Source organism: Leclercia sp. TB492 (assembly GCF_049974505.2).
Lineage (GTDB): Bacteria > Pseudomonadota > Gammaproteobacteria > Enterobacterales > Enterobacteriaceae > Enterobacter > Enterobacter adecarboxylatus_C.
The window spans coordinates 2,194,962-2,213,207 of record NZ_CM127572.1 but is presented as its reverse complement, the minus strand read 5'-3'; the positions used below and the strand labels follow the sequence as shown (position 1 = coordinate 2,213,207).

Genomic DNA, 18,246 nt, shown 5'->3' with positions numbered 1-18,246 from the left:
GTCAGTAGAATTTACCCGCTTATCTCACCACCCTGATGTATGCCTAATATGTACAAAGTCGTCCGTTTTGCAAGGTACTGTATCGCGTTCCGGCGCGGATACACTGTGATACAAACTCACAAAAGGCGAACGATAAACCGGACTGTTACGTCAGCTGGTAATATTTGTCCGGCAGTTTGCGCGCCGGGATCTCCTGCTCATCGTTCATCTGCAGCAGATCAATCTCCATCGCGTTGCAGATGGCATCCAGCGGTAAATCGTTATTCTCGGTGCCGAAGGGCTCCTCCAGCTCTTCCGCCAGGGTATCCAGCGAGATAAAGGTGTAGGAGATCAGCACCGACACGAACGGCGTCATGTAGTGCAGATCGCTGACCAGCGCAAACGGCAGCATGATGCAGAACAGGTAGACGGTGCGGTGCAGGATCAGGGTGTAGGCAAAAGGCACCGGGGTGTTGGCGATACGCTCGCAGCCGGCCAGCACGGTCGACATATCATTCAGACGAATATTCAGGCTGTGAAACAGGATATCCGACAGCTCCCCTTTCCGGCGTCTTACCGCCAGCCATTCGCCCATGATCAGCAGAATGCGGTTAGCAGGCGAGCTGGAATCCATCGCCACGCGCAGGTTTTCCTCGGAAAGATACGCCGAAAGCTGGTCGGCCTGGGGCTGTCTGCGCAGGGTCATGCGCAGACAATGGGCAAACGCAATCTGCAGGCGGACAAACTCGCCAAGCGCGGGGTCGTCCGGCAGCGTGTTTTTGACTTCGCGGAACAGCGAGCGCGACGCAATCATCAGCTGGCCCCACAGCTGCCGCGCTTCGACATAGCGTGCGTAGCAGGCGTTATTGCGGAACCCGAGGAAGATCGCGATGGCGACCCCGAGAATACTGAACGGCGCTACCGTCAGACGAATGCCCAGCGAGGTGTACCAGGGCAACATCAGGATCACGACGATAGAGAGCAAAAAGTTTAGAAACAGGCGGGAAAAGATTTTGGTCAACACGGAACCGTGCCAGACAAAAATCAGACGCAACCAGTGCTGTTGAGGTCGAACAATCATAGTCAGCTTCATCGGGAAAAAAGAGCGGTGACTATTAAACGTGATCGTCGTCACGGTTGCAAGTATGTTAAAAAATGATGACGTTATTGCGAGGCGAAAGGCAGACCGCACGGTGTTGAGGAGGCGGTAACAGGAATAACTTAAAGTATGTTGTAACTAATATGGGTGAGGAGTCAATAACGGTGCGGTGCTTTTCCCCTCACCCTGAGGATGAGGGGAAGTTCAGCGGATTAGCAGAGCGGTTTTACCGCTTCACGCATCCCTTTCTGCAGAATCGCATCCAGATCCTGCGTAACCTGATCTACCAGGCCAGTAACCTGAGTCAGATCTTGCTCCCAGTGTTCGCTGACGCTCAGTACCGCGCTCACCAGCTCGCGGGTTGTGATCTGTCGATCGTGATGCTGGGTCCACAGCTGCTGGAAGCGGGTGATCCAGTGGGCATCGTCCTGCACCGGGTAGCTTTCACCGTTACGTTCCGCACGGTAGAAGGCAATCAGCGCCGCCAGGGCAAACGTCAGACGCGCCGGGAGTTTGCCGCTGGCCTGCTGCCCTGCCAGAAGCTGCGGCAGAATACGCGTGCGGTACTTGGTCATGCCGTTGAGCGCAATCGACAGCAGCTGATGTTTGATATACGGGTTGCGGAAGCGGCCCGTGACTGCACTGGCGAAGGAGGCCAGCTCATCACGCGGCAGATCGAGCACCGGAATAATCTCTTCATGGATGGCTTTTTCGACAAAGGCGCATATCCCGGTATCGTTCATCGCCTCACCCACGGTATCCAGCCCGGCCTGGAAGGCCACCGGCACCAGGGCGGTATGCGCGCCGTTGAGGATCGCCACTTTACGCTCTTTGTACGGTTTGATGTCATCAACAATCAGCACGTTCAGCGCCAGCTTGTCGAGACGCAGCTCCTGCGCCAGCGATTTTGGCCCCTGGATCACAAACAGGTAGAAGTGTTCGGCGGTATCGAGGAAGGCATCATGATAGCCGAGAGAAGCTTCAAGCTGGGCCACTTCGTCACGCGGATAACCGGTGACGATACGGTCAACCAGGGTTGAGCAGAAGCTGTTCGCGTCGTTCAGCCACTGGGTAAAGGCCGCAGGCAGCGCCCACTCCCGGGCATAACGCAGCACCAGCTCGCGCAGGGCGTCACCGTTATAGTCAATCAGTTCGCAGGGGACGATCACCCAACCTTTATCGGCAGCACCGTTGAAATGGCTGAAACGCTCGAACAGCAGACGCGTCAGTTTCGCCGGATAGCTGACCGCAGGCGCATCCTCGAACTTATCCCCGGCGTGATAGCTGATGCCCGCTTCCGTGGTGTTGGAGAAGACAAAGCGCATCTCCGGGTTGTGGGCCAGCTTCAGGAATTCATCGTACTGGTCGTAAACGCTGATTTCGCGGTTCACCGAGCGGATCAGACGCGCGTCGCTCACCGCTTCGCCCTGCTCGTTCAGGCCACGGATGATGGTGGTGTAGAGGCCATCCTGAGTGCTCAGTGAAGGCGGGAAATCGCTTTTGATTGGGCGGACAATCGCAATACCGGCATTCAGGTCGGTATGTTCATTGAGCAGGTCAATCTGCCAGTCAATAAACGCGCGCAGGAAGTTGCCCTCACCAAACTGGATGATACGTTCAGGATAGAGAGCACCGGGGAAATCACGACGGTTCAGTGTGTTCACAATGGGGTCCTTGTAATGATTAGTCATACAGCCTGATAAGATTGGTACGATAACTTATCAAAACTTAACGACCACGAACCCCTGTTTTGATCAAATACGGTGTGAATTGTGACAGGATTTATAAGAATTTGTAGAACACCGAGGTGGCCGTCATCTCACCGTCCGGCATCAGGGCATAGCGCGGGATCTCCCCCACTTTCTGCCAGCCCGCCCGCTGATAGAAGGTCTCCGCCCCGCTGCCGGTTGACGTGTCCAGCACCAGCACCGTTTTACCTTTATCGCGGGCCACGTTTTCCAGGGCCTGCATCAATCGTCCGGCATCGCCGTTGCGGCGTGCGTTCTGGTGAACCAACAGTTTGGCAACGTCCGCCCGGTGCGGCTGGTTGTCGGGCTGATCGGTGATAAGCTGCACGGTGCCGGTAAGTTCGCCCTCTGTGTTAGTCGACACCAGCACGGTACGTTCACCCCGCCCGACGCTGTCGGCTACGCCGCGCCAGAACGCGCCAGCCTGCTCATGGCTGTAAGGCAACATAAAGCTTACCGACGCGCCGCCGGTCACACAGCTGTGCAGGATCTCCGCTAACCGGGGAAGGTGCGCGAGAATATCGTCACGGGAAAAGATCTGAATAGCGGGTGATGTCATCATTATTCTCCTTTTTATCAACGGCATCACCATGCGCTTTACATTTTCGTAACACAAGAGCGACTGTCAGAGGATTTTCTTATCTCAGCAGCCGGTACCGCGCTGCTGTTTCATGGAGTACATCATCTCATCGGCGGTCTTCAGCCAGCCCTCCAGATCGTCGCGATCGTGGTTGAACTCGCTCACTCCCCAGGAGAATGAAAGCGACCACGGATATTCGGCGTGCTCATTCCACACCGCAGCCTGTTCGGTGAGAAACTGCATGGCGACCCATGCGCCCTTTTCGTCGCTGTTGGCAAAGAGGATCGCGAACTCATCTCCACCGTAACGCGCCAGCACGTCGGCTTCGCGGAAGGTGGAACTCAGCAGACTTGCCATTGCCTTCAGGGCGTTATCGCCGTCGGCGCGGCCAAAGCGAGCGTTGATCTGTTTAAAACGGTCGAGATCCAGCCAGGCGAGGGTCAGCGGCTCTGCCCGTCGGCGCGCGGCGCGAATGGCGTAGGTGGCGAGGTGATGAAACCCCCGGCGGTTATACAGCCCGGTCAGGTCGTCGATGATGCTGGCGCAGATCGCGGCGAACTCCACCTCAACCAGCGCAGCCAGATCGGCCAGCGCCTCGACGTCAGAAGCTGAGAACTGCCGCGGCTGATGATCGATAATGCACAGCGATCCCACCGTGGCACCATTGGGCAGATGCAGCGGATAACCGGCATAAAAGCGGACAGGATCGTCGTCGGTAGCCAGTGGATTATCGGCAAAACGCGCATCGTCCAGGGTGTCGGGTACCACCAGCGGCGTGTCACTGAGCACGGTATGGCCGCAAAAGGAGAGATTTCGTGGCAGATTCGTCGTGTCCGCGCCATCTGCGGATTTGACCACCACCACATGCTCGTCAACCAGATTTATCATCGCCACCGGCACGGCAAACAGGCGTTTTGCCAGCCGGGTCAGCCGGTCATAGGACGGGTGATTTTCGATCTCCAGCAGCCCGGATTCGCGCAAGGCGCTGAGACGCTCCACTTCATTGTTGGGTCGTGAGGGTGATTTCATACGGGGCTCCGGACGTCAGGCTTTTTAAAAGCTTAGTGCATCCTGACCCCGGTTAGTGAGCAAAGATGCGGTTTTTCCCTTCACGTTTCGCCTGGTACAGGGCGGTGTCGGCTGCCTGTAACCAGTCTGTAACATTTCCCATCTCCCGGGTGGCAATGGCAATGCCAATACTCATCGTGCAATGGACCGCCTCTTCCGCCACGTCATCGATCACGGCGGCAGCATCCATAATCCGGGTCGCGACAAGATGCGCCTCGTCAAGCGTAGTATCCGGAAGCAGAATCACAAACTCGTCCCCGCCCAGCCGCGCGGGGGTATCGCTCTGGCGGGTAGCGATATGCAATATTTGTGACACTGTCACCAAAAGCATATCCCCTACCTTATGTCCGAAGCGATCGTTAACCTCTTTGAAGTTATCGATATCGATGAACATGAGCGCCGACTCGCGACAGGTCTGCCGCAGCTTATGTAACTCATGATCGATACGCTTCTCGAGCAGACGCCGGTTGGCAATGTCGAGCAGCGGATCCATCATCGCAATGCGTTCCAGCTCGCGGGATTTAAAGCGCAGCCGCATGGCGATACTGTTGGTGAGCACGCTCAGCGCCACGGTATAGATACCGATCAGCGGCAGCGTCGCGTACATCGTACGTTGCGACACCCAGGGGATCAGCGCCATCCCCTGCGTCAGCCAGCTGGCCATAAAAACCGCCAGCATCACCGCACCGGCTTTTTTCATCAGCGGGAAACCGCCCGCTGCCAGCCGGTCGGCCATTAAGATAGTGGCAATGGTGATCGAGGGTAGCGGATTCGCCGCCATCATGGCGATCCAGAAACCGCCCGCCCCGGCATCCAGCACCAGGTTCTGGTGTTCCGTACTGAGCGGCGTCGCGGATCGACGCGCACGCCAGAAGGCAAGCGTCGGCCAGATAAAGGCGTTGATCCCCAGCAGACCCATAAGCCAGGGTGAACGTTGCTGCTCCACCAGGGCTGAGAGAATGGGAAAAAAGCAGAGAAATGTTCCAAGCACTCGCATCAGAAACATGCGTTTGATAAACCGACTGCCAGGCACGCGAGGGGGTTTACTGAGTCTGTCAGTTCCGTTCATCACACGAATTTTCCGATATAATCACCCTATTATATTATTGACGGATAAAATACGTATCAAGGCATTTATCAGTTTTGTGAATATATCCCAGGTGCCCTTGCCCTGCGCAGGCAAACGATTACAGCTGTTCCGATGGCGCAGGGTTTTGAGCGGCAGTGGTTAGCTCTGTCATTCGCGCGCTGGTACGATTTCGCCCTGCTTTTTTCGAGCGATACAGATAATCATCCGCTTCGCTCATCAGGCGATTAAAAACGTCCGTTAGCTGCCGCGACTCCGCTTTTCCGCTGCCCAGACCGATACTGACGGTCAGAAACAGCGTCTGCCCGCGCCAGTTGAACGGATGTTGTTCAATGGTGGAGCGAATACGCTCCGCCAGGGCATAGCCCTGCTGCGCCGACGCGGTGTTCACCACCACGGCAAACTCTTCGCCGCCCATTCGCGCCACCCGTCCCTCGCTCCCTACCGTCTCCTGCACTTTGCGCGCAAAGGCCGCCAACACGGTATCCCCGCACTCATGACCGAAGTTGTCATTAATGCTTTTGAAATAGTCAATATCCAGCAGCATCACGGTCAGCAGCGGGCTTTTACGCATCCCCTCGTCGCTCTTCAGCGCCTCGTACAGCCCTGAACGGGAGTAAACCTGGGTTAAAAAATCATAATCGGCACGCAGAGAGACCTGGCGGATCAGGGAGTTGATCGCCGCCATGCTGACCGACACCATGATCGGGCAGATTGCCATGGTGGCTATCCCCAGGCGCGCCGAGAACATCATCGGGGTGGTGAGCGGTGTGGTCGCCACGATGGTAATGACGGAGTTGGCGACCAGTGTGATCTCCACCGCCCCGGTGACAAAGGTCAGCAGGCAGGTTGCCGGCAGTGAATAGCGCACCGCACACCAGATCAGCGCCGGCATCGGAAACGCCAGCGCACCGGCCCCGCCGATCGCCACAGAGGCCACGACAGAAATAACCAGTAACACCACCGGCATTAAATGCGTGGCGCGCAGGGCCCGGTTGAACGCGGGCCAGGTGATGGTCAGCAGACAGGGAACGATTAACACCCCGGTTGAAAACTGCTCACTAAACCAGTCGGCGACCAGCGGCCAGAAGGTGCGATTGTCCAACCCGACTGACGACAGCGCCCCGACGAGGGCGCACAGCAGCGCGGCCAGCAGGCAATAGTTAAACAGTCGCAGGGCATTGACCGGATCCGGGGTACTGTTTTTCAGCCGCCTGTCGCGCTGAACCAGCAGCGCAACGGTGACAATAAACATCATATTCGAGAGGTTAATGCCCAGCGAGGTGATACCCCAGTTGGTGGTGATAAGGTCGTACAGTAGCATGGCAATGTACGATATCGCATAGTAGTGCAGCCGGTTGAGGTAAGCATAACGGGCAAACACCCCCGCCATTACCCCATTCAGCGGCCAGAACATCGACAGGGACTCCACCAGACGTAGCTGCGCGCCAATAAAATAGAACAGCGTGGTCAGAGCAAATATTCCCGCCGCATTACGCATGGCGCTTTGCGGCTGAAAAAGCGCGAAAGTTCTGGTGGAGGCAGAAGACATGCAATATCAATCCATAGGGTTGCTTTTAACAATGATTTATCACCCGCGCGGGTGAATGTTAAAAGTTTGGGATTAATGTATATCACATTAGGGGTAATACGATCACCACTCCGTTAACGGGGTTTAACGATGTGGCAATAAATACACCGACACAGGATCCCGTTAATAGACCGAACGACCCAGCTTCTGGCTCAGGCGCTCCAGCACCGCGACGCCCGCCAGCGAGTTCCCCGTCTCGTCCAGTTCCGGGCTCCAGACCGCAATCGCCATTTCGTGCGGCACAATCGCCACCACGCCACCGCCGACCCCTGATTTGGCAGGCAGCCCCACCCGCCAGGCGAACTCCCCGGCGTTCTGATACATCCCGCTGGTCGCCATCAGGGCATTCACCTGCCGGGCCTGCATTGAGGTGACCACGGGCTCAGACAGATGCGGCGCTTGACCCTGCGCGGCCAGAAACAGAAAGGTGTCAGCCAGTTCAACACAGTTCATCTTCAGGGCGCAGTAGTGGAAGTAGTTTTGCAGGACCGTCGGCACATCGTTATGGAAATTGCCGAACGATTTCATCAGCCAGGCAATGGCCGCATTGCGCGCCGAGTGTTCGAATTCAGACCGGGCAACCGCCGCATCGTAGGCAATATCGCTGACCCCTGAGAGCTGGCGCACAATCTCCAGCATCCGCTGACGGGGCGCGCTAAGACGACTTTGCAGCATATCGCACACCACCAGCGCCCCGGCGTTGATAAACGGATTGCGCGGTTTGCCCTGCTCGATCTCCAGTTGCAGGAGAGAGTTAAACGGCTGACCGGAGGGATCTTTCCCCACCCGCTGCCAGATCTCCTCCTCGTCATACTGGCGCATGGCCGCCACCAGGCTGAGCACTTTCGAGATCGACTGAATGGAAAAACGCTCGGTGGCATCCCCGGCCTGGAAGCGCTGGCCGTCAACGGTACGGATGGCAATCCCGAGCTTGTTGCCGTTGACCGAGGCCAGCGCCGGGATGTAATCGGCCACCTTGCCCTGACCCAGCAAGGGACGTATTTGCGCCAGAATGGCTTCCAGCATCTGATTATTGATGTTCGCAGCCATCGGTTGCTCCTTGCTCACAGGCCAAAAACGGCCTGCGAGTATAACAGAGGCTTATGGATGACGTCAGGCCGGAAGTCGGAACCGCGATACCGCCTGTAACAGCAGGCCGGATTCATCATGCAGCCGTTGCGAGGCTTCGGATGCGGTGTTCACGAGGATATCGGTCTGGTGCGCCACCTGATTCAGCGCCTGTAGCTGGCCGGTCATCCGGTGAATGCTCTCCCCCTGGCTGAGGGTGGCGACCGAGATCTCATTCAGCAAACTACAGAGGTTGCCGACCAGGCCGATGACCTGCTGCAGGTTATCTTCAAGCCGGGTGACCGCTTTCGAGCCATCTTCGATGCCCTGCAACGAGTGGTTAATCAGCTGCTGGATGGTCTGCGTCGAGTGGCTGCTTTTGCGCGCCAGCAGCCCTACTTCCCGCGCCACCACGGCAAAACCGCGCCCCTGATTCCCGGCATGCGCCGCCTCGATGGCCGCATTCAGCGCCAGAATATTGGTCTGAAACGCCACGTTATCGATGATTGCCACAATGCCGCGCATCTCGGCAGATCGCTCCACGATCGCCGCCATCGAGGCATTCACCGTCTCCATCATTCGATCCCCGCCTGCCGCCATCGCCCGCGCCTCGTCCGCCCGCGAGCTTGCAAGCCTGGCGTAGCCGCTGTTGCCCTCGACGTGAGTCTCCAGGTCGGCAATGTGTGCAGTGACCTCTTTCAGCTCCTGCGCCTGACGCGCCGACTGGTGATACAGCTTTTGATTTCCCTGCGCCAGCGAGCCGATATTGGTCACCATCGAGGTGGTCGCCTCGCTGACCTGGGTCACCAGCTGCTGCAGGCCCTGCTGGAGGGTGTCGACGCTGTCGCCAAGCTGCGCGATCTCACGGTTGAAACGCTTAACGCCCGGCGGCTGCGCGGACAGATCTCCCGCCGCCAGCATGTTGATATGGGCGATAAGGCGACGCAGCGGCACGATCACCCAGCGCGACATCGCAAACCACACCGCCACGGCGATGGCCAGCAGGACCACCGGAGCCAGTAAGAACAGGAATTGCAGGCTGGAGAGACTGGCGGTCAGCAGTTGACGCCCCTCAGCGGCGCGCTGGGCGCTTGCCTGCTGATAGCGGGCGTAGTTGTCATTAAAGTCCGCCTGAAAAGCCTGGGCGGGTACGGCGAAGAAGGCATCGATCGACTGGCTGTTGACCAGCCCGTCGGCCTGTTCCCGGATGGCATCGAAGAACAGCTGATAACTGGTGAGCAGGGCCTCATCCCGCGGCGGCTGCATTGCCTGCCACGCCTGCCAGGCCTGCTGAGAATCCCGTAACGCCTGCTGCGCCTCATCCATCAGGCTGTGCCAGCTCCCGTCCGACCCGGTCTCTTTATCCTGCATAAAGTAAACCCCCGCGCGGTTAAGCAGATCGCTCGCCGCCAGCAGCGAGATCCGCGCCTGATCGACCTTCGCCTGTTGCAGGTACGCCATCTGGTTACGCTGTTCATTGCGCTGGGCATCGCGCAGCGAGACGGAGAGTAGAACCGAAGAAGAGAGTTGCAGTGCGGAAAAGAGCCCGATAATGCAGAAGATCCCCGCCAGCAAACCAAACTGCCGGGGAGTAAAGCGGCGGAAAATTTTGCTTAAGTTCATAATTGTATTCATTAACAATGCCTTAGACGTGGGCGAGTCTACGCAGTGAAAATGACAGAACTATTTCAGGGAGATGACAAGGGACTGTAGGTTAAAAACTCGCTAACCCCTTTTAAAATACTAATGATTTAATTCGAGTAATAATCGGGTATTGATATACAACTTCTCACGCCCAACGTTCATTTCCTCCAGCACACCAATCTCAACTAATTGCTTGAGGTAGGATGAAGCCGTCTGCCGTTTTGCAACGCCAGCCTCTACAAGGTTTTCAATCCGACAATAGGGCTGTGCAAAGAGGGCCCTCACCAGTTCGTGTGTATAAATCTTGGGTAATTCCTTACGTACATAGTCAGTAGTCTCCGCCATCAACGCTCGGACCACTGCGATCTTCTTCGTTGTCCATCTCGCCGTATTCTCTATCGCTTCGAGCATAAAAAGGATCCATGCCTGCCAGTCCCCATTCGCAGTCACACTACGCAATAAGGTGTAGTAATCGTTACGTCTTTCGAGGATGAAGCGAGACAAATACAGAATGGGTAATGACAACAATCCTGCCTGAATTAAATAGAGGATATTCAGGATCCGTCCCGTTCGTCCATTACCGTCGGGGAAAGGATGAATGCATTCAAACTGATAGTGTGAAATAGCCATTTTGATCAACGGGTCGACATCATCCTCGGCATGGAGGAAGCGCTCCCAGTTAGCCAGGAGATCGCGGATAGTTGTTTCGCCAACTGGCGGCGTATAAACCACCTCCTCGTACTGGTCGCGCAAGACGGTACCCGGCGTCTTACGAATATCGGTTTGTACGGCTCGTAGTGCAGTACAAATTTTTATCGCGGTATTGGTGCACAAGGGATAGCTGTTGAGATGGAGATATCCATCGTATAACGCAGTGCGGTAGCGTAGCGCTTCCTTTGTAGCGGGATCGGCATTTTCGGCACGATCAACGTATTGAAAAAGCCGATCGCTGGTGGTCACAATGTTCTCTATACGGGAAGAGTCTTTTGCTTCCAGCATCGGTAGGATATTAATCAATAAACTTTGATCGGGTATTAACTCACCCGCAGTTTTTAACTCAGCAATCGCTGCGCGCGCACTGATACAGGCTTTGAGTACACTACGGGTTTCAATGCTGTCCAGATCCGGAGGTAACACCGGAAGTTCATTATAAGGTACGACGGGATCCCAGCTCATATGTTTAAAAAAACCGTTTTTATCGACATATGACCATTTTATGTCGATGGTATAAACATGTCACATCAATATGTTTAAAAAAACGCATTTTATCGACACATGTCGCAAATATGCCAAATTGCCCGGCGGCGCTGCGCTTGCACGGGCCTACGGGCTAAGGGGTTCATGTAGGCCGGGTAAGCGCAGCGCCACCCGGCAAAACACCGGCGCTAGATCACACCCGGTCTTTCCACACCGTCTGCGCATTGCAGAACTCATGCAGGCCAAAGTGCGACAGCTCCCGGCCAAAGCCGCTCTTCTTCACGCCGCCGAACGCCACGCGGGCATCGCTGGCGCTGTAGCCGTTGATAAACACCCCGCCGCACTCGAGCTGGCGGGCAAAGCGATCCGCCATTGCAGCATCGACGGTAAACACCGTCGCAGAGAGGCCGAAATCGCTGTCGTTGGCAAGCTGAAGGGCGTGATCGGCATCGGTTGCCACGGTGATGGCCGCCACCGGGCCAAACAGCTCCTGCCGAAACGCGGTCATATTCGGGGTGACGTTACCCAGTACGGTCGGTGCATAGTAGTTCCCTGCCCCCGCCACCTTCTCACCGCCCAGCAGCAGCGTTGCCCCTTCGGCCAACGTGGCCTGCACCTGCTGATCCAGCTCGTCGCGCAGATCGAAACGCGCCATCGGGCCGAGATAGTTCTCTTCTGCGTCAGGCGCGCCCATTTTCAGCGCCGCGGTCGCCTCCACAAAGCGACGGCTGAACGCATCCGCAATCCCCGCCTCAACGATAAAGCGCTTGGCCGCCGCGCAGACCTGTCCGGTGTTTTGATAGCGTCCGGTCACCGCCGCTTTCACCGCCAGATCCAGATCGGCATCATTCAGGACGATAAAGGGATCGGAGCCGCCCAGTTCAAGCACGCATTTTTTCAGCGCCGCCCCGGCCTGAGCCCCAATCGCCGCCCCGGCGCGCAGGCTACCGGTGACGGTCACCGCCGCAATGCGCGGATCGGCAATCATCTGGCTTACCCCGTCGTTGGTGGCATTCACCTGACTAAACACCCCCAGGGGGAAACCGGCATCGTTAAAAATCTGTTCGATCAGGTTCGCGGCACCCAGCACGTTCGGGGCGTGTTTCAGCAGATAACTGTTGCCCGCCAGGATAATCGGCACCGCGCCGCGCAGCACCTGCCACAGCGGGAAGTTCCACGGCATCACCGCCAGCACCGGTCCCAGCGGACGGTATTCGATCACTGCGTCCGCTACCTGCGTCGCCTCGGTATTCAGCATGGCCGGGCCGTGATCGGCATACCAGTCGCAGAGACCGGCGGATTTCGCCACCTCCCCACGCGCCTGGGCGATGGGCTTGCCCATTTCGCGAGTGATCATCCGGGCCATCTCTTCGCCACGGTTGCGCAGCGCGGTGCCCAGGTCACGTAATTTTTGCGCACGCGCCGCCACCGGCACGCAGCGCCACTGACGAAAGGCGGCATCGGTCTGTGCGAGGGCATGTTCAACCTCGGTGGCGGTCGCCCAGGGCCACGTACTCAAGGTTTCGCCATTTGCCGGGTTGATGGACAAGGCATGGGTAGCAGAAGGTGTAGTCATGATCGGCTCCGTGTAATAACAGTTGCTACAGTGTGGCCCGTTCTGCTATTTCTTAAAAATGAATAATAGTGACCACCTTATTCACGATACGAGAATGATATGGATCTGACCCAGCTGGAAATGTTTAACGCCGTCGCCCAGACCGGCAGCATCACCCAGGCCGCGCAGAAGGTGCATCGCGTCCCCTCTAACCTCACCACCCGCATCAAACAGCTGGAGGCCGACCTTGGCGTGGAGCTGTTTATCCGCGAGAACCAGCGGCTGCGCCTCTCCCCGGCGGGTCACAATTTTTTGCGCTACAGCCGGCAGATCCTCGCCCTGGTAGATGAAGCCCGGATGGTAGTGGCGGGCGATGAACCCCAGGGGCTGTTTACCCTCGGGTCGCTGGAGAGCACGGCGGCGGTGCGCATCCCGGCCTCGCTGGCGCAGTTTAACCAGCGCTATCCGCGCATTCAGTTTGCGCTGGCGACCGGCCCTTCGGGGACGATGATCGATGGTGTGCTGGAGGGGACGTTAAGCGCAGCCTTTGTTGACGGGCCCTTAACCCACCCGGAGCTGGAGGGGATGCCGGTCTACCGGGAGGAGATGATGCTGGTGGTACCGGCCGGTCAGCCGAAGGTCGAGCGGGCTCTGGCTATTAGCGGACGCGATATCTACGCCTTTCGCGCCAACTGCTCCTATCGCCGCCATTTTGAGAGCTGGTTTCATGCGGATCGTGCCACGCCAGGGCGCATTCATGAGATGGAGTCCTATCACGGCATGCTGGCCTGCGTGATCGCCGGCGCCGGGATTGCGCTGATGCCGCGCTCGATGCTGGAAAGTATGCCCGGTCATCAGCAGGTGGAAGCCTGGCCGCTGGCAGAGAACTGGCGCTGGCTCACCACCTGGCTGGTGTGGCGCCGGGGGGCGATGACCCGCCAGCTCGAGGCGTTTATAGCACTGCTAAACGAAGATCAGCCACCAGCGCCTTCTCCATAAACAGGCTCAGGGGATCGGGCGCGTACGGAGGGAATGCCTCGCACAGCTGATAGCCACAGCGCTCATACAAACGAATAGCCGGCAGTTGCCTGATGCCGGTCTCGAGGCGCAGGGTATGACAGCTGCGGCTCAACGCTTCATCTTCCAGCGCCGCCAGCAGTTTTTCACCCAGCCGCTGCCCGCGATGGGTCGGGTCGATCCAGACCCGCTTCATCTCTCCGCTGCCGTCGCCGTTCAGCACGATGGCCCCACAGCCGACGGCGTTGAGCTGGCGATCGCGGATCACCATCATGATCAGGCTGTGTTCCGGCAACCCGGTCAGATCCAGCAGATGATTGCTTTCCGCCGGATAGAGCGTGCTCTGGTAGCTGTCGAGATCGGCAATCAGGTTAGTGATATCCGGATGGGCGGGCGATTCTGAGGTAATGGAATACATGGCAGGCTCCTTTTGTCGTTTTTCTCCACCATAACGCCGCCTGACGAGCGAGCAGGCATATTTTTAACTTATAGCTGCCGCCAGCCATTGCGCCCCCTGCGCCTGCGGCGTAAGTTTGGGCACAGTCACGGTTAAAATCTCAGGAAAAACAATGAACACCAAAGCCCGCAAAGTGATGATTATCGGGGCCGGAAACGTCGGTACCTCCGCCGCCTACGCCCTGCTGAACCAGAATATCTGTGAAGAGCTGCTGCTGGTGGATATCAACCAGCCGCGCAGTGAAGGCCACGCCTGGGATCTGTCGGATGCCGCCGCCTTTATGCCCGGGATGATGACCATCTCCACCCGTGAGGCGAGCGACTGTGCCGATGTGGATATCGCGGTGATCACCGTCTCCGGCGGCGCCCTCAAACCGGGGCAGACGCGGCTGGATGAGCTGACCGCCACCGCCCGCATTGTGAAAAACATTGTGCCGCAGATGATGGCGGGCGGGTTTAACGGCATTTTTCTGATCGCGACCAACCCGTGCGACATCATCACCTGGCAGGTGTGGCAGCTCTCCGGCCTGCCGCGTCAGCAGGTCATTGGTACCGGCGTCTGGCTGGATACTACCCGCCTGCGACGGACCCTGGCGCAGGCGCTGGATATCGGCGCGCAGAGCATCGACGCCTTTATTCTGGGTGAGCACGGGGATACGCAGTTCCCGGTCTGGTCGCATTCGGCGGTCTACGGCTCGCCAATTGCTGACGTTTATCAGCGTCACACCGGCAAAACCCTGGATTTTGATGAACTGGCCGAGCGGGTGCGCAAACAGGGCTTTGAGATCTATGCCCGTAAGGGCTGCACGGAGTACGGCATCGCCGCCACCATCGCTGAAATCTGTCGCAATATCTTCACCGGCAGCCACCGGGCGCTGGCGATCTCCTGCATTCTGGAGGGTGAGTATGGGGTGGACGGCGTGGCGATCGGCGTGCCGGCGGTGCTGGCCCAGAGCGGCGTCCAGCAGATCATTGAGCTGAAGCTGGCAGAGGATGAACTGCAAAAATTCCGCCATTCGGCGGAGGTGATCAAAGCCAATATCGCCCGCCTGCCCTGAGCCCTTAAGGCGCTAAGGTCAGGGTGGCATCCAGCTGGCTTAGGGTCTGTTGCACCCCTTCGTCCAGCCGTTTGTCGGTGACAATATCGGTCAGGGTGTTGAGGTGAGCCACGTTAAACAGCGACCAGGCGCCATATTTCGAGCTGTCGGCCAGCAGCACCCGGCGGCGGGCGTTGGCGATCAGATCCCGCTTCAGGGCCGCTTTCTCTTCCGTCGGCGAGGTGATGCCGCGCTGCAGATCCCAGCCGTTACAGCTGACAAAGGCGATATCCGGCCAGACGTTTTGCAGCAGGCGGCGACCGTGCTCGCCGATGCAGGACTGGCTCGAGTCGTCGATGCGCCCGCCAATGATCGTCACCTCAATCTGCTTAAACTCGGACAGAAACAGGGCGATATGCAGATCGCTGGTGATGACGCGCAGCGGCAAATGGGTCAGCTGGCGCGCAAGTTCAATCATGGTGGTGCCCGCATCGAGCACCACCGCGTCGCCGGCCTTAACAAAGCTGGCTGCCGCGCAGGCGATGGCGTGTTTCTCCGCCAGGCTGCGCTGCATCTTTTCGCTGGTGGTGGGCTGTGAAGGGATGAACCGGTTCAGGGTCACGCCGCCGTGGGTGCGGCTGATAACCCCCTCCTGATCGAGCTTAATCAGATCCCGGCGAATGGTCGCGGGCGAGGCGTCCGTAGCCGCCACCAGCTGATCCACCGTCACCAGATTGTGCCCTTTCAGGTAGTCCATTATCTGTTCTAACCGGCTATATCCCTTCATATTATTCCCGTGTGATTTGCATCGCTAACTGGATAGAGACCGTCATGCTCTCAGACTTCGCTTTACCTGTCCACGCAATGTCGAACGCGGTGCCATGGTCGGCAGACGTGCGGATAAAAGGCAGCCCGGCGGTGATGTTCACCCCGTCGTAAAAGCCGAGTAATTTTAACGGAATATGCCCCTGATCGTGATACATCGCCACTACCATGTCGTACATTCCTTCGTGACACTGCATAAACACCGTGTCCGGCGGGCATGGCCCTGAGACATTCAGCCCTTTGGCCTTCATCGCTTCCACCGCCGGACCGACAATCTTGATCTCTTCGTCGCCAAACAGACCATTCTCCCCGGCGTGCGGGTTGACCCCGGCCACGGCGATACGCGGATTCTTATACCCCACGCGCTTGAGGAAGGTATCCGCAATGCCAATCACGGTTTTTACCCGATCCTGGTTAAGGGTATCAAGGAATTTGCGCAACGCGATATGGGTAGTGATGTGGATCACCTTCAGCTGGTCGGTGTAGAGCACCATCGCGTAATCCTTGCTGTCGGTGAGGTGCGCCAGCAGTTCGGTATGGCCCGGATAGTGATGGCCCGCCAGATGCAGCGCCTCTTTGTTGAGCGGCGCGGTGGCAATGGCTTTCACCTCGCCTGCCATCGCCAGCTCGGTGGCGCGACGCACGCAGCGGTAGGCCAGATCGCCTGCCTGGGCCTGCACCACGCCGGGCTGCAACGCCTCGGGATCCGCCAGCGGCTCGTCCAGTACGTTAATAATGGCCGGGCCGAACTGCGCCTCGCTGACGCGGGTAATCACGCGTAACTCCGCCGGGGCGGTGATGCCCTTCTCCAGCACCCGTTGCAGGGTACGGGCGCAGCCGACCACCACCAACGGCGCGCCGGACAGTTCGCCTCCGGTCAGGGATTTGATAATGATCTCCGGGCCAATGCCCGCCGGGTCGCCCATGGTTACAGCAATGATATTAGTCACTCATCTTCTCCTCGATAAAATGCAAAACCTCAAGCAGCGTGGTTTCAGTACCAAAACCGCCCGCTTTGGTCATGACTGGCCCCTGCCAGTGACAACCCAAAAACCGACCAAACGGCACGCACTGCGCCACTTGTCCGCGTATGGCAAATCCTTGCGCGTTGAGCGCGCTGGCGACCGCCATTGCCACGTCGCCCCCGGAGACGTACAGCGCCGCCGGGCTATGGCTCTCCAGCACCCTGCGCGTAAGCTCGCCAAGAAACGCGCTGATGGTCTCTCCGAGCGCGGCACGGCTTAACCCGCGCTGCTGACACAGGGTGTCGATCTGATGCCGGGCCTGTGTATCGGCGCAGGTATGCACCACGCAGTGCTGACCTGCCGCCAGCGCAGCAGCGATTTGCTGCTGATAGCCCGCCAGCGCATCACTGAACACATCATTGATATCTATAAGTACCCTGCTGACGTTATGCTGAGAGCCCACCCGCTGGATCTGCTGCTGAGCAATCTCACTCATCGAACCGATAACCGCCAGCAGCTGACGCGGCGTCGCCAGACGGCGCGCCAGGGCATCGCACAGCCCGGCGGAGCCCACCAGCAGCGGGCGTTCATCGCAGGTAAAGGCCGCACTGATAATCTGATCCAGCTCGTCGTCGCTCTGCGCATCGACAATCACCAGCTGCGCATCACTATGTAGTGCTGCCGTCAGCTGCTGCAGGGTGACGACCACGCTGTTAAGCCTGGTTTGCTCCGCCAGCACCGCCGCAATGTGGGCATGACGCACCGGGGTTTTCGGATCGCTGGCAAATTCGGTCTCTGTGACCGGCACGCCGTTAACCAGGCAGACGCCGTTTCGCGTGGTGCGCCCCGCCGCCGGGAAGGCCGGGGCGATAATGGCCTGACGCTGACCGCTGAGACGCAGCAGCGCCTCCACCTCTGCCCCCGGGTTGCCGCGCAGGGTGGAGTCGATTTTCTTCACCAGCCATTTCGCGGCGTTAATCTCGGCAGCGTAGTGCGTCAGCTTTTCAGCGGCCTCTGATGCCCGAAGCGCACGACTCTCGCTATTAATAACCAGCGCATCGGTGTCGCCGGTAAAGGGAGTCTGAAACGCCACGCTGACTTTTTTACCGCTTAACGCCAGGCTAACCCCCGCGTCGTTCGCACCGGTAAAGTCATCGGCGATCGCCACCACTTCTCTGTTCAGGTTGTTCATTCCATCCCCAAAGGTTCGCAATTCCTGATAATGATTATATTCAATCACGTTTGATTATGTGTGAGCAAGATCAAGGTATTCAGTTTGCGAATAAATTATAAGTTTAGACACACGATGAGTGTGATTGCCGGGTTTGAG

16 protein-coding genes are annotated in these 18,246 nt (G+C 58.0%); 2 read left to right on the top strand and 14 right to left on the bottom strand.

Annotation, left to right across the window (positions count from 1 at the left end; all coding sequences use genetic code 11):
• Positions 1–145: 145 nt before the first annotated feature.
• The 10 genes from ACP4QI_RS10510 to sad form a co-directional block, all read right to left on the bottom strand.
• Positions 146–1,060, bottom strand: coding sequence for a bestrophin family protein (locus ACP4QI_RS10510; protein ID WP_231312358.1), 915 nt, complete (start codon positions 1,058–1,060; stop codon positions 146–148).
• 230 nt (positions 1,061–1,290) lie between these two features.
• Entirely contained in the window at positions 1,291–2,742 is a 1,452-nt protein-coding gene (locus ACP4QI_RS10505; RefSeq protein ID WP_426494688.1) for a tagaturonate reductase, read from the bottom strand.
• A 118-nt stretch (positions 2,743–2,860) separates the two neighbouring features.
• The gene (locus ACP4QI_RS10500) at positions 2,861–3,388 is read right to left on the bottom strand and encodes a GNAT family N-acetyltransferase (protein ID WP_285128800.1); all 528 of its coding nucleotides are present in this window, start codon (positions 3,386–3,388) and stop codon (positions 2,861–2,863) included.
• Positions 3,389–3,469: 81 nt separating this feature from the next.
• On the bottom strand, positions 3,470–4,435 hold the full coding sequence (locus ACP4QI_RS10495; protein ID WP_426494689.1) for a sensor domain-containing diguanylate cyclase: 966 nt from the start codon (positions 4,433–4,435) through the stop codon (positions 3,470–3,472).
• Between the two features lie 52 nt (positions 4,436–4,487).
• Positions 4,488–5,480 (bottom strand): sensor domain-containing diguanylate cyclase, encoded by a 993-nt coding sequence (locus ACP4QI_RS10490; protein WP_285112233.1) that lies wholly within the window; start codon positions 5,478–5,480, stop codon positions 4,488–4,490.
• Positions 5,481–5,661: 181 nt separating this feature from the next.
• Positions 5,662–7,113: a GGDEF domain-containing protein gene (locus tag ACP4QI_RS10485; RefSeq protein WP_426494690.1), complete on the bottom strand. Its 1,452-nt coding sequence runs from the start codon at positions 7,111–7,113 to the stop codon at positions 5,662–5,664.
• A gap of 162 nt (positions 7,114–7,275) precedes the next feature.
• Positions 7,276–8,202: a glutaminase B gene (gene glsB / locus ACP4QI_RS10480; protein WP_426494691.1), complete on the bottom strand. Its 927-nt coding sequence runs from the start codon at positions 8,200–8,202 to the stop codon at positions 7,276–7,278.
• Between the two features lie 63 nt (positions 8,203–8,265).
• Positions 8,266–9,843, bottom strand: coding sequence for a methyl-accepting chemotaxis protein (locus ACP4QI_RS10475; RefSeq protein ID WP_426494936.1), 1,578 nt, complete (start codon positions 9,841–9,843; stop codon positions 8,266–8,268).
• A gap of 120 nt (positions 9,844–9,963) precedes the next feature.
• The gene (gene fic, locus ACP4QI_RS10470) at positions 9,964–11,040 is read right to left on the bottom strand and encodes a protein adenylyltransferase Fic (protein ID WP_426494692.1); all 1,077 of its coding nucleotides are present in this window, start codon (positions 11,038–11,040) and stop codon (positions 9,964–9,966) included.
• Positions 11,041–11,254: 214 nt separating this feature from the next.
• Entirely contained in the window at positions 11,255–12,637 is a 1,383-nt protein-coding gene (gene sad, locus ACP4QI_RS10465) for a succinate-semialdehyde dehydrogenase (RefSeq protein ID WP_426494693.1), read from the bottom strand.
• Between the two features lie 99 nt (positions 12,638–12,736).
• Between sad and ptrR the strand changes: the two genes are divergently transcribed.
• Positions 12,737–13,615, top strand: a complete 879-nt coding sequence (ptrR, locus tag ACP4QI_RS10460; protein WP_231312351.1) for a putrescine utilization regulator PtrR — start codon at positions 12,737–12,739, stop codon at positions 13,613–13,615.
• Here the strand turns inward: ptrR and ACP4QI_RS10455 are convergent.
• On the bottom strand, positions 13,569–14,051 hold the full coding sequence (locus tag ACP4QI_RS10455) for a GNAT family N-acetyltransferase (RefSeq protein ID WP_285112237.1): 483 nt from the start codon (positions 14,049–14,051) through the stop codon (positions 13,569–13,571). The genes ptrR and ACP4QI_RS10455 overlap by 47 nt on opposite strands.
• A gap of 151 nt (positions 14,052–14,202) precedes the next feature.
• On the opposite strand from ACP4QI_RS10455, the gene ACP4QI_RS10450 reads away from it, so the two are divergent.
• Positions 14,203–15,147: an L-lactate dehydrogenase gene (locus tag ACP4QI_RS10450; protein WP_285112238.1), complete on the top strand. Its 945-nt coding sequence runs from the start codon at positions 14,203–14,205 to the stop codon at positions 15,145–15,147.
• 4 nt (positions 15,148–15,151) lie between these two features.
• Here the strand turns inward: ACP4QI_RS10450 and ACP4QI_RS10445 are convergent, their stop codons facing one another.
• The 3 genes from ACP4QI_RS10445 to dtnK are packed head-to-tail and all read right to left on the bottom strand — an operon-like array spanning position 15,152 to position 18,108.
• Entirely contained in the window at positions 15,152–15,913 is a 762-nt protein-coding gene (locus ACP4QI_RS10445; RefSeq protein WP_142489400.1) for a DeoR/GlpR family DNA-binding transcription regulator, read from the bottom strand.
• Between the two features lies 1 nt (position 15,914).
• Positions 15,915–16,901, bottom strand: a complete 987-nt coding sequence (locus ACP4QI_RS10440) for a D-threonate 4-phosphate dehydrogenase (RefSeq protein ID WP_426494694.1) — start codon at positions 16,899–16,901, stop codon at positions 15,915–15,917.
• Positions 16,894–18,108: a D-threonate kinase gene (gene dtnK, locus ACP4QI_RS10435; protein ID WP_285128807.1), complete on the bottom strand. Its 1,215-nt coding sequence runs from the start codon at positions 18,106–18,108 to the stop codon at positions 16,894–16,896. The genes ACP4QI_RS10440 and dtnK overlap by 8 nt, the downstream gene beginning before the upstream one ends.
• Positions 18,109–18,246 lie beyond the last annotated feature (138 nt).

Excerpts from the sequence above, each read along its gene's own strand:
- ACP4QI_RS10510 (WP_231312358.1), bottom strand. The coding sequence starts at position 1,060 with ATGATTGTTCGACCTCAACAGCACTGGTTGCGTCTGATTTTTGTCTGG.
- ACP4QI_RS10500 (WP_285128800.1), bottom strand. The coding sequence starts at position 3,388 with ATGATGACATCACCCGCTATTCAGATCTTTTCCCGTGACGATATTCTC.
- ACP4QI_RS10495 (WP_426494689.1), bottom strand. The coding sequence starts at position 4,435 with ATGAAATCACCCTCACGACCCAACAATGAAGTGGAGCGTCTCAGCGCC.
- ACP4QI_RS10490 (WP_285112233.1), bottom strand. The coding sequence starts at position 5,480 with ATGTTTCTGATGCGAGTGCTTGGAACATTTCTCTGCTTTTTTCCCATT.
- ACP4QI_RS10485 (WP_426494690.1), bottom strand. The coding sequence starts at position 7,113 with ATGTCTTCTGCCTCCACCAGAACTTTCGCGCTTTTTCAGCCGCAAAGC.
- glsB (WP_426494691.1), bottom strand. The coding sequence starts at position 8,202 with ATGGCTGCGAACATCAATAATCAGATGCTGGAAGCCATTCTGGCGCAA.
- ACP4QI_RS10475 (WP_426494936.1), bottom strand. The coding sequence starts at position 9,843 with ATGAACTTAAGCAAAATTTTCCGCCGCTTTACTCCCCGGCAGTTTGGT.
- fic (WP_426494692.1), bottom strand. The coding sequence starts at position 11,040 with ATGAGCTGGGATCCCGTCGTACCTTATAATGAACTTCCGGTGTTACCT.
- sad (WP_426494693.1), bottom strand. The coding sequence starts at position 12,637 with ATGACTACACCTTCTGCTACCCATGCCTTGTCCATCAACCCGGCAAAT.
- ptrR (WP_231312351.1), top strand. The coding sequence starts at position 12,737 with ATGGATCTGACCCAGCTGGAAATGTTTAACGCCGTCGCCCAGACCGGC.
- ACP4QI_RS10455 (WP_285112237.1), bottom strand. The coding sequence starts at position 14,051 with ATGTATTCCATTACCTCAGAATCGCCCGCCCATCCGGATATCACTAAC.
- ACP4QI_RS10450 (WP_285112238.1), top strand. The coding sequence starts at position 14,203 with ATGAACACCAAAGCCCGCAAAGTGATGATTATCGGGGCCGGAAACGTC.
- ACP4QI_RS10445 (WP_142489400.1), bottom strand. The coding sequence starts at position 15,913 with ATGAAGGGATATAGCCGGTTAGAACAGATAATGGACTACCTGAAAGGG.
- dtnK (WP_285128807.1), bottom strand. The coding sequence starts at position 18,108 with ATGAACAACCTGAACAGAGAAGTGGTGGCGATCGCCGATGACTTTACC.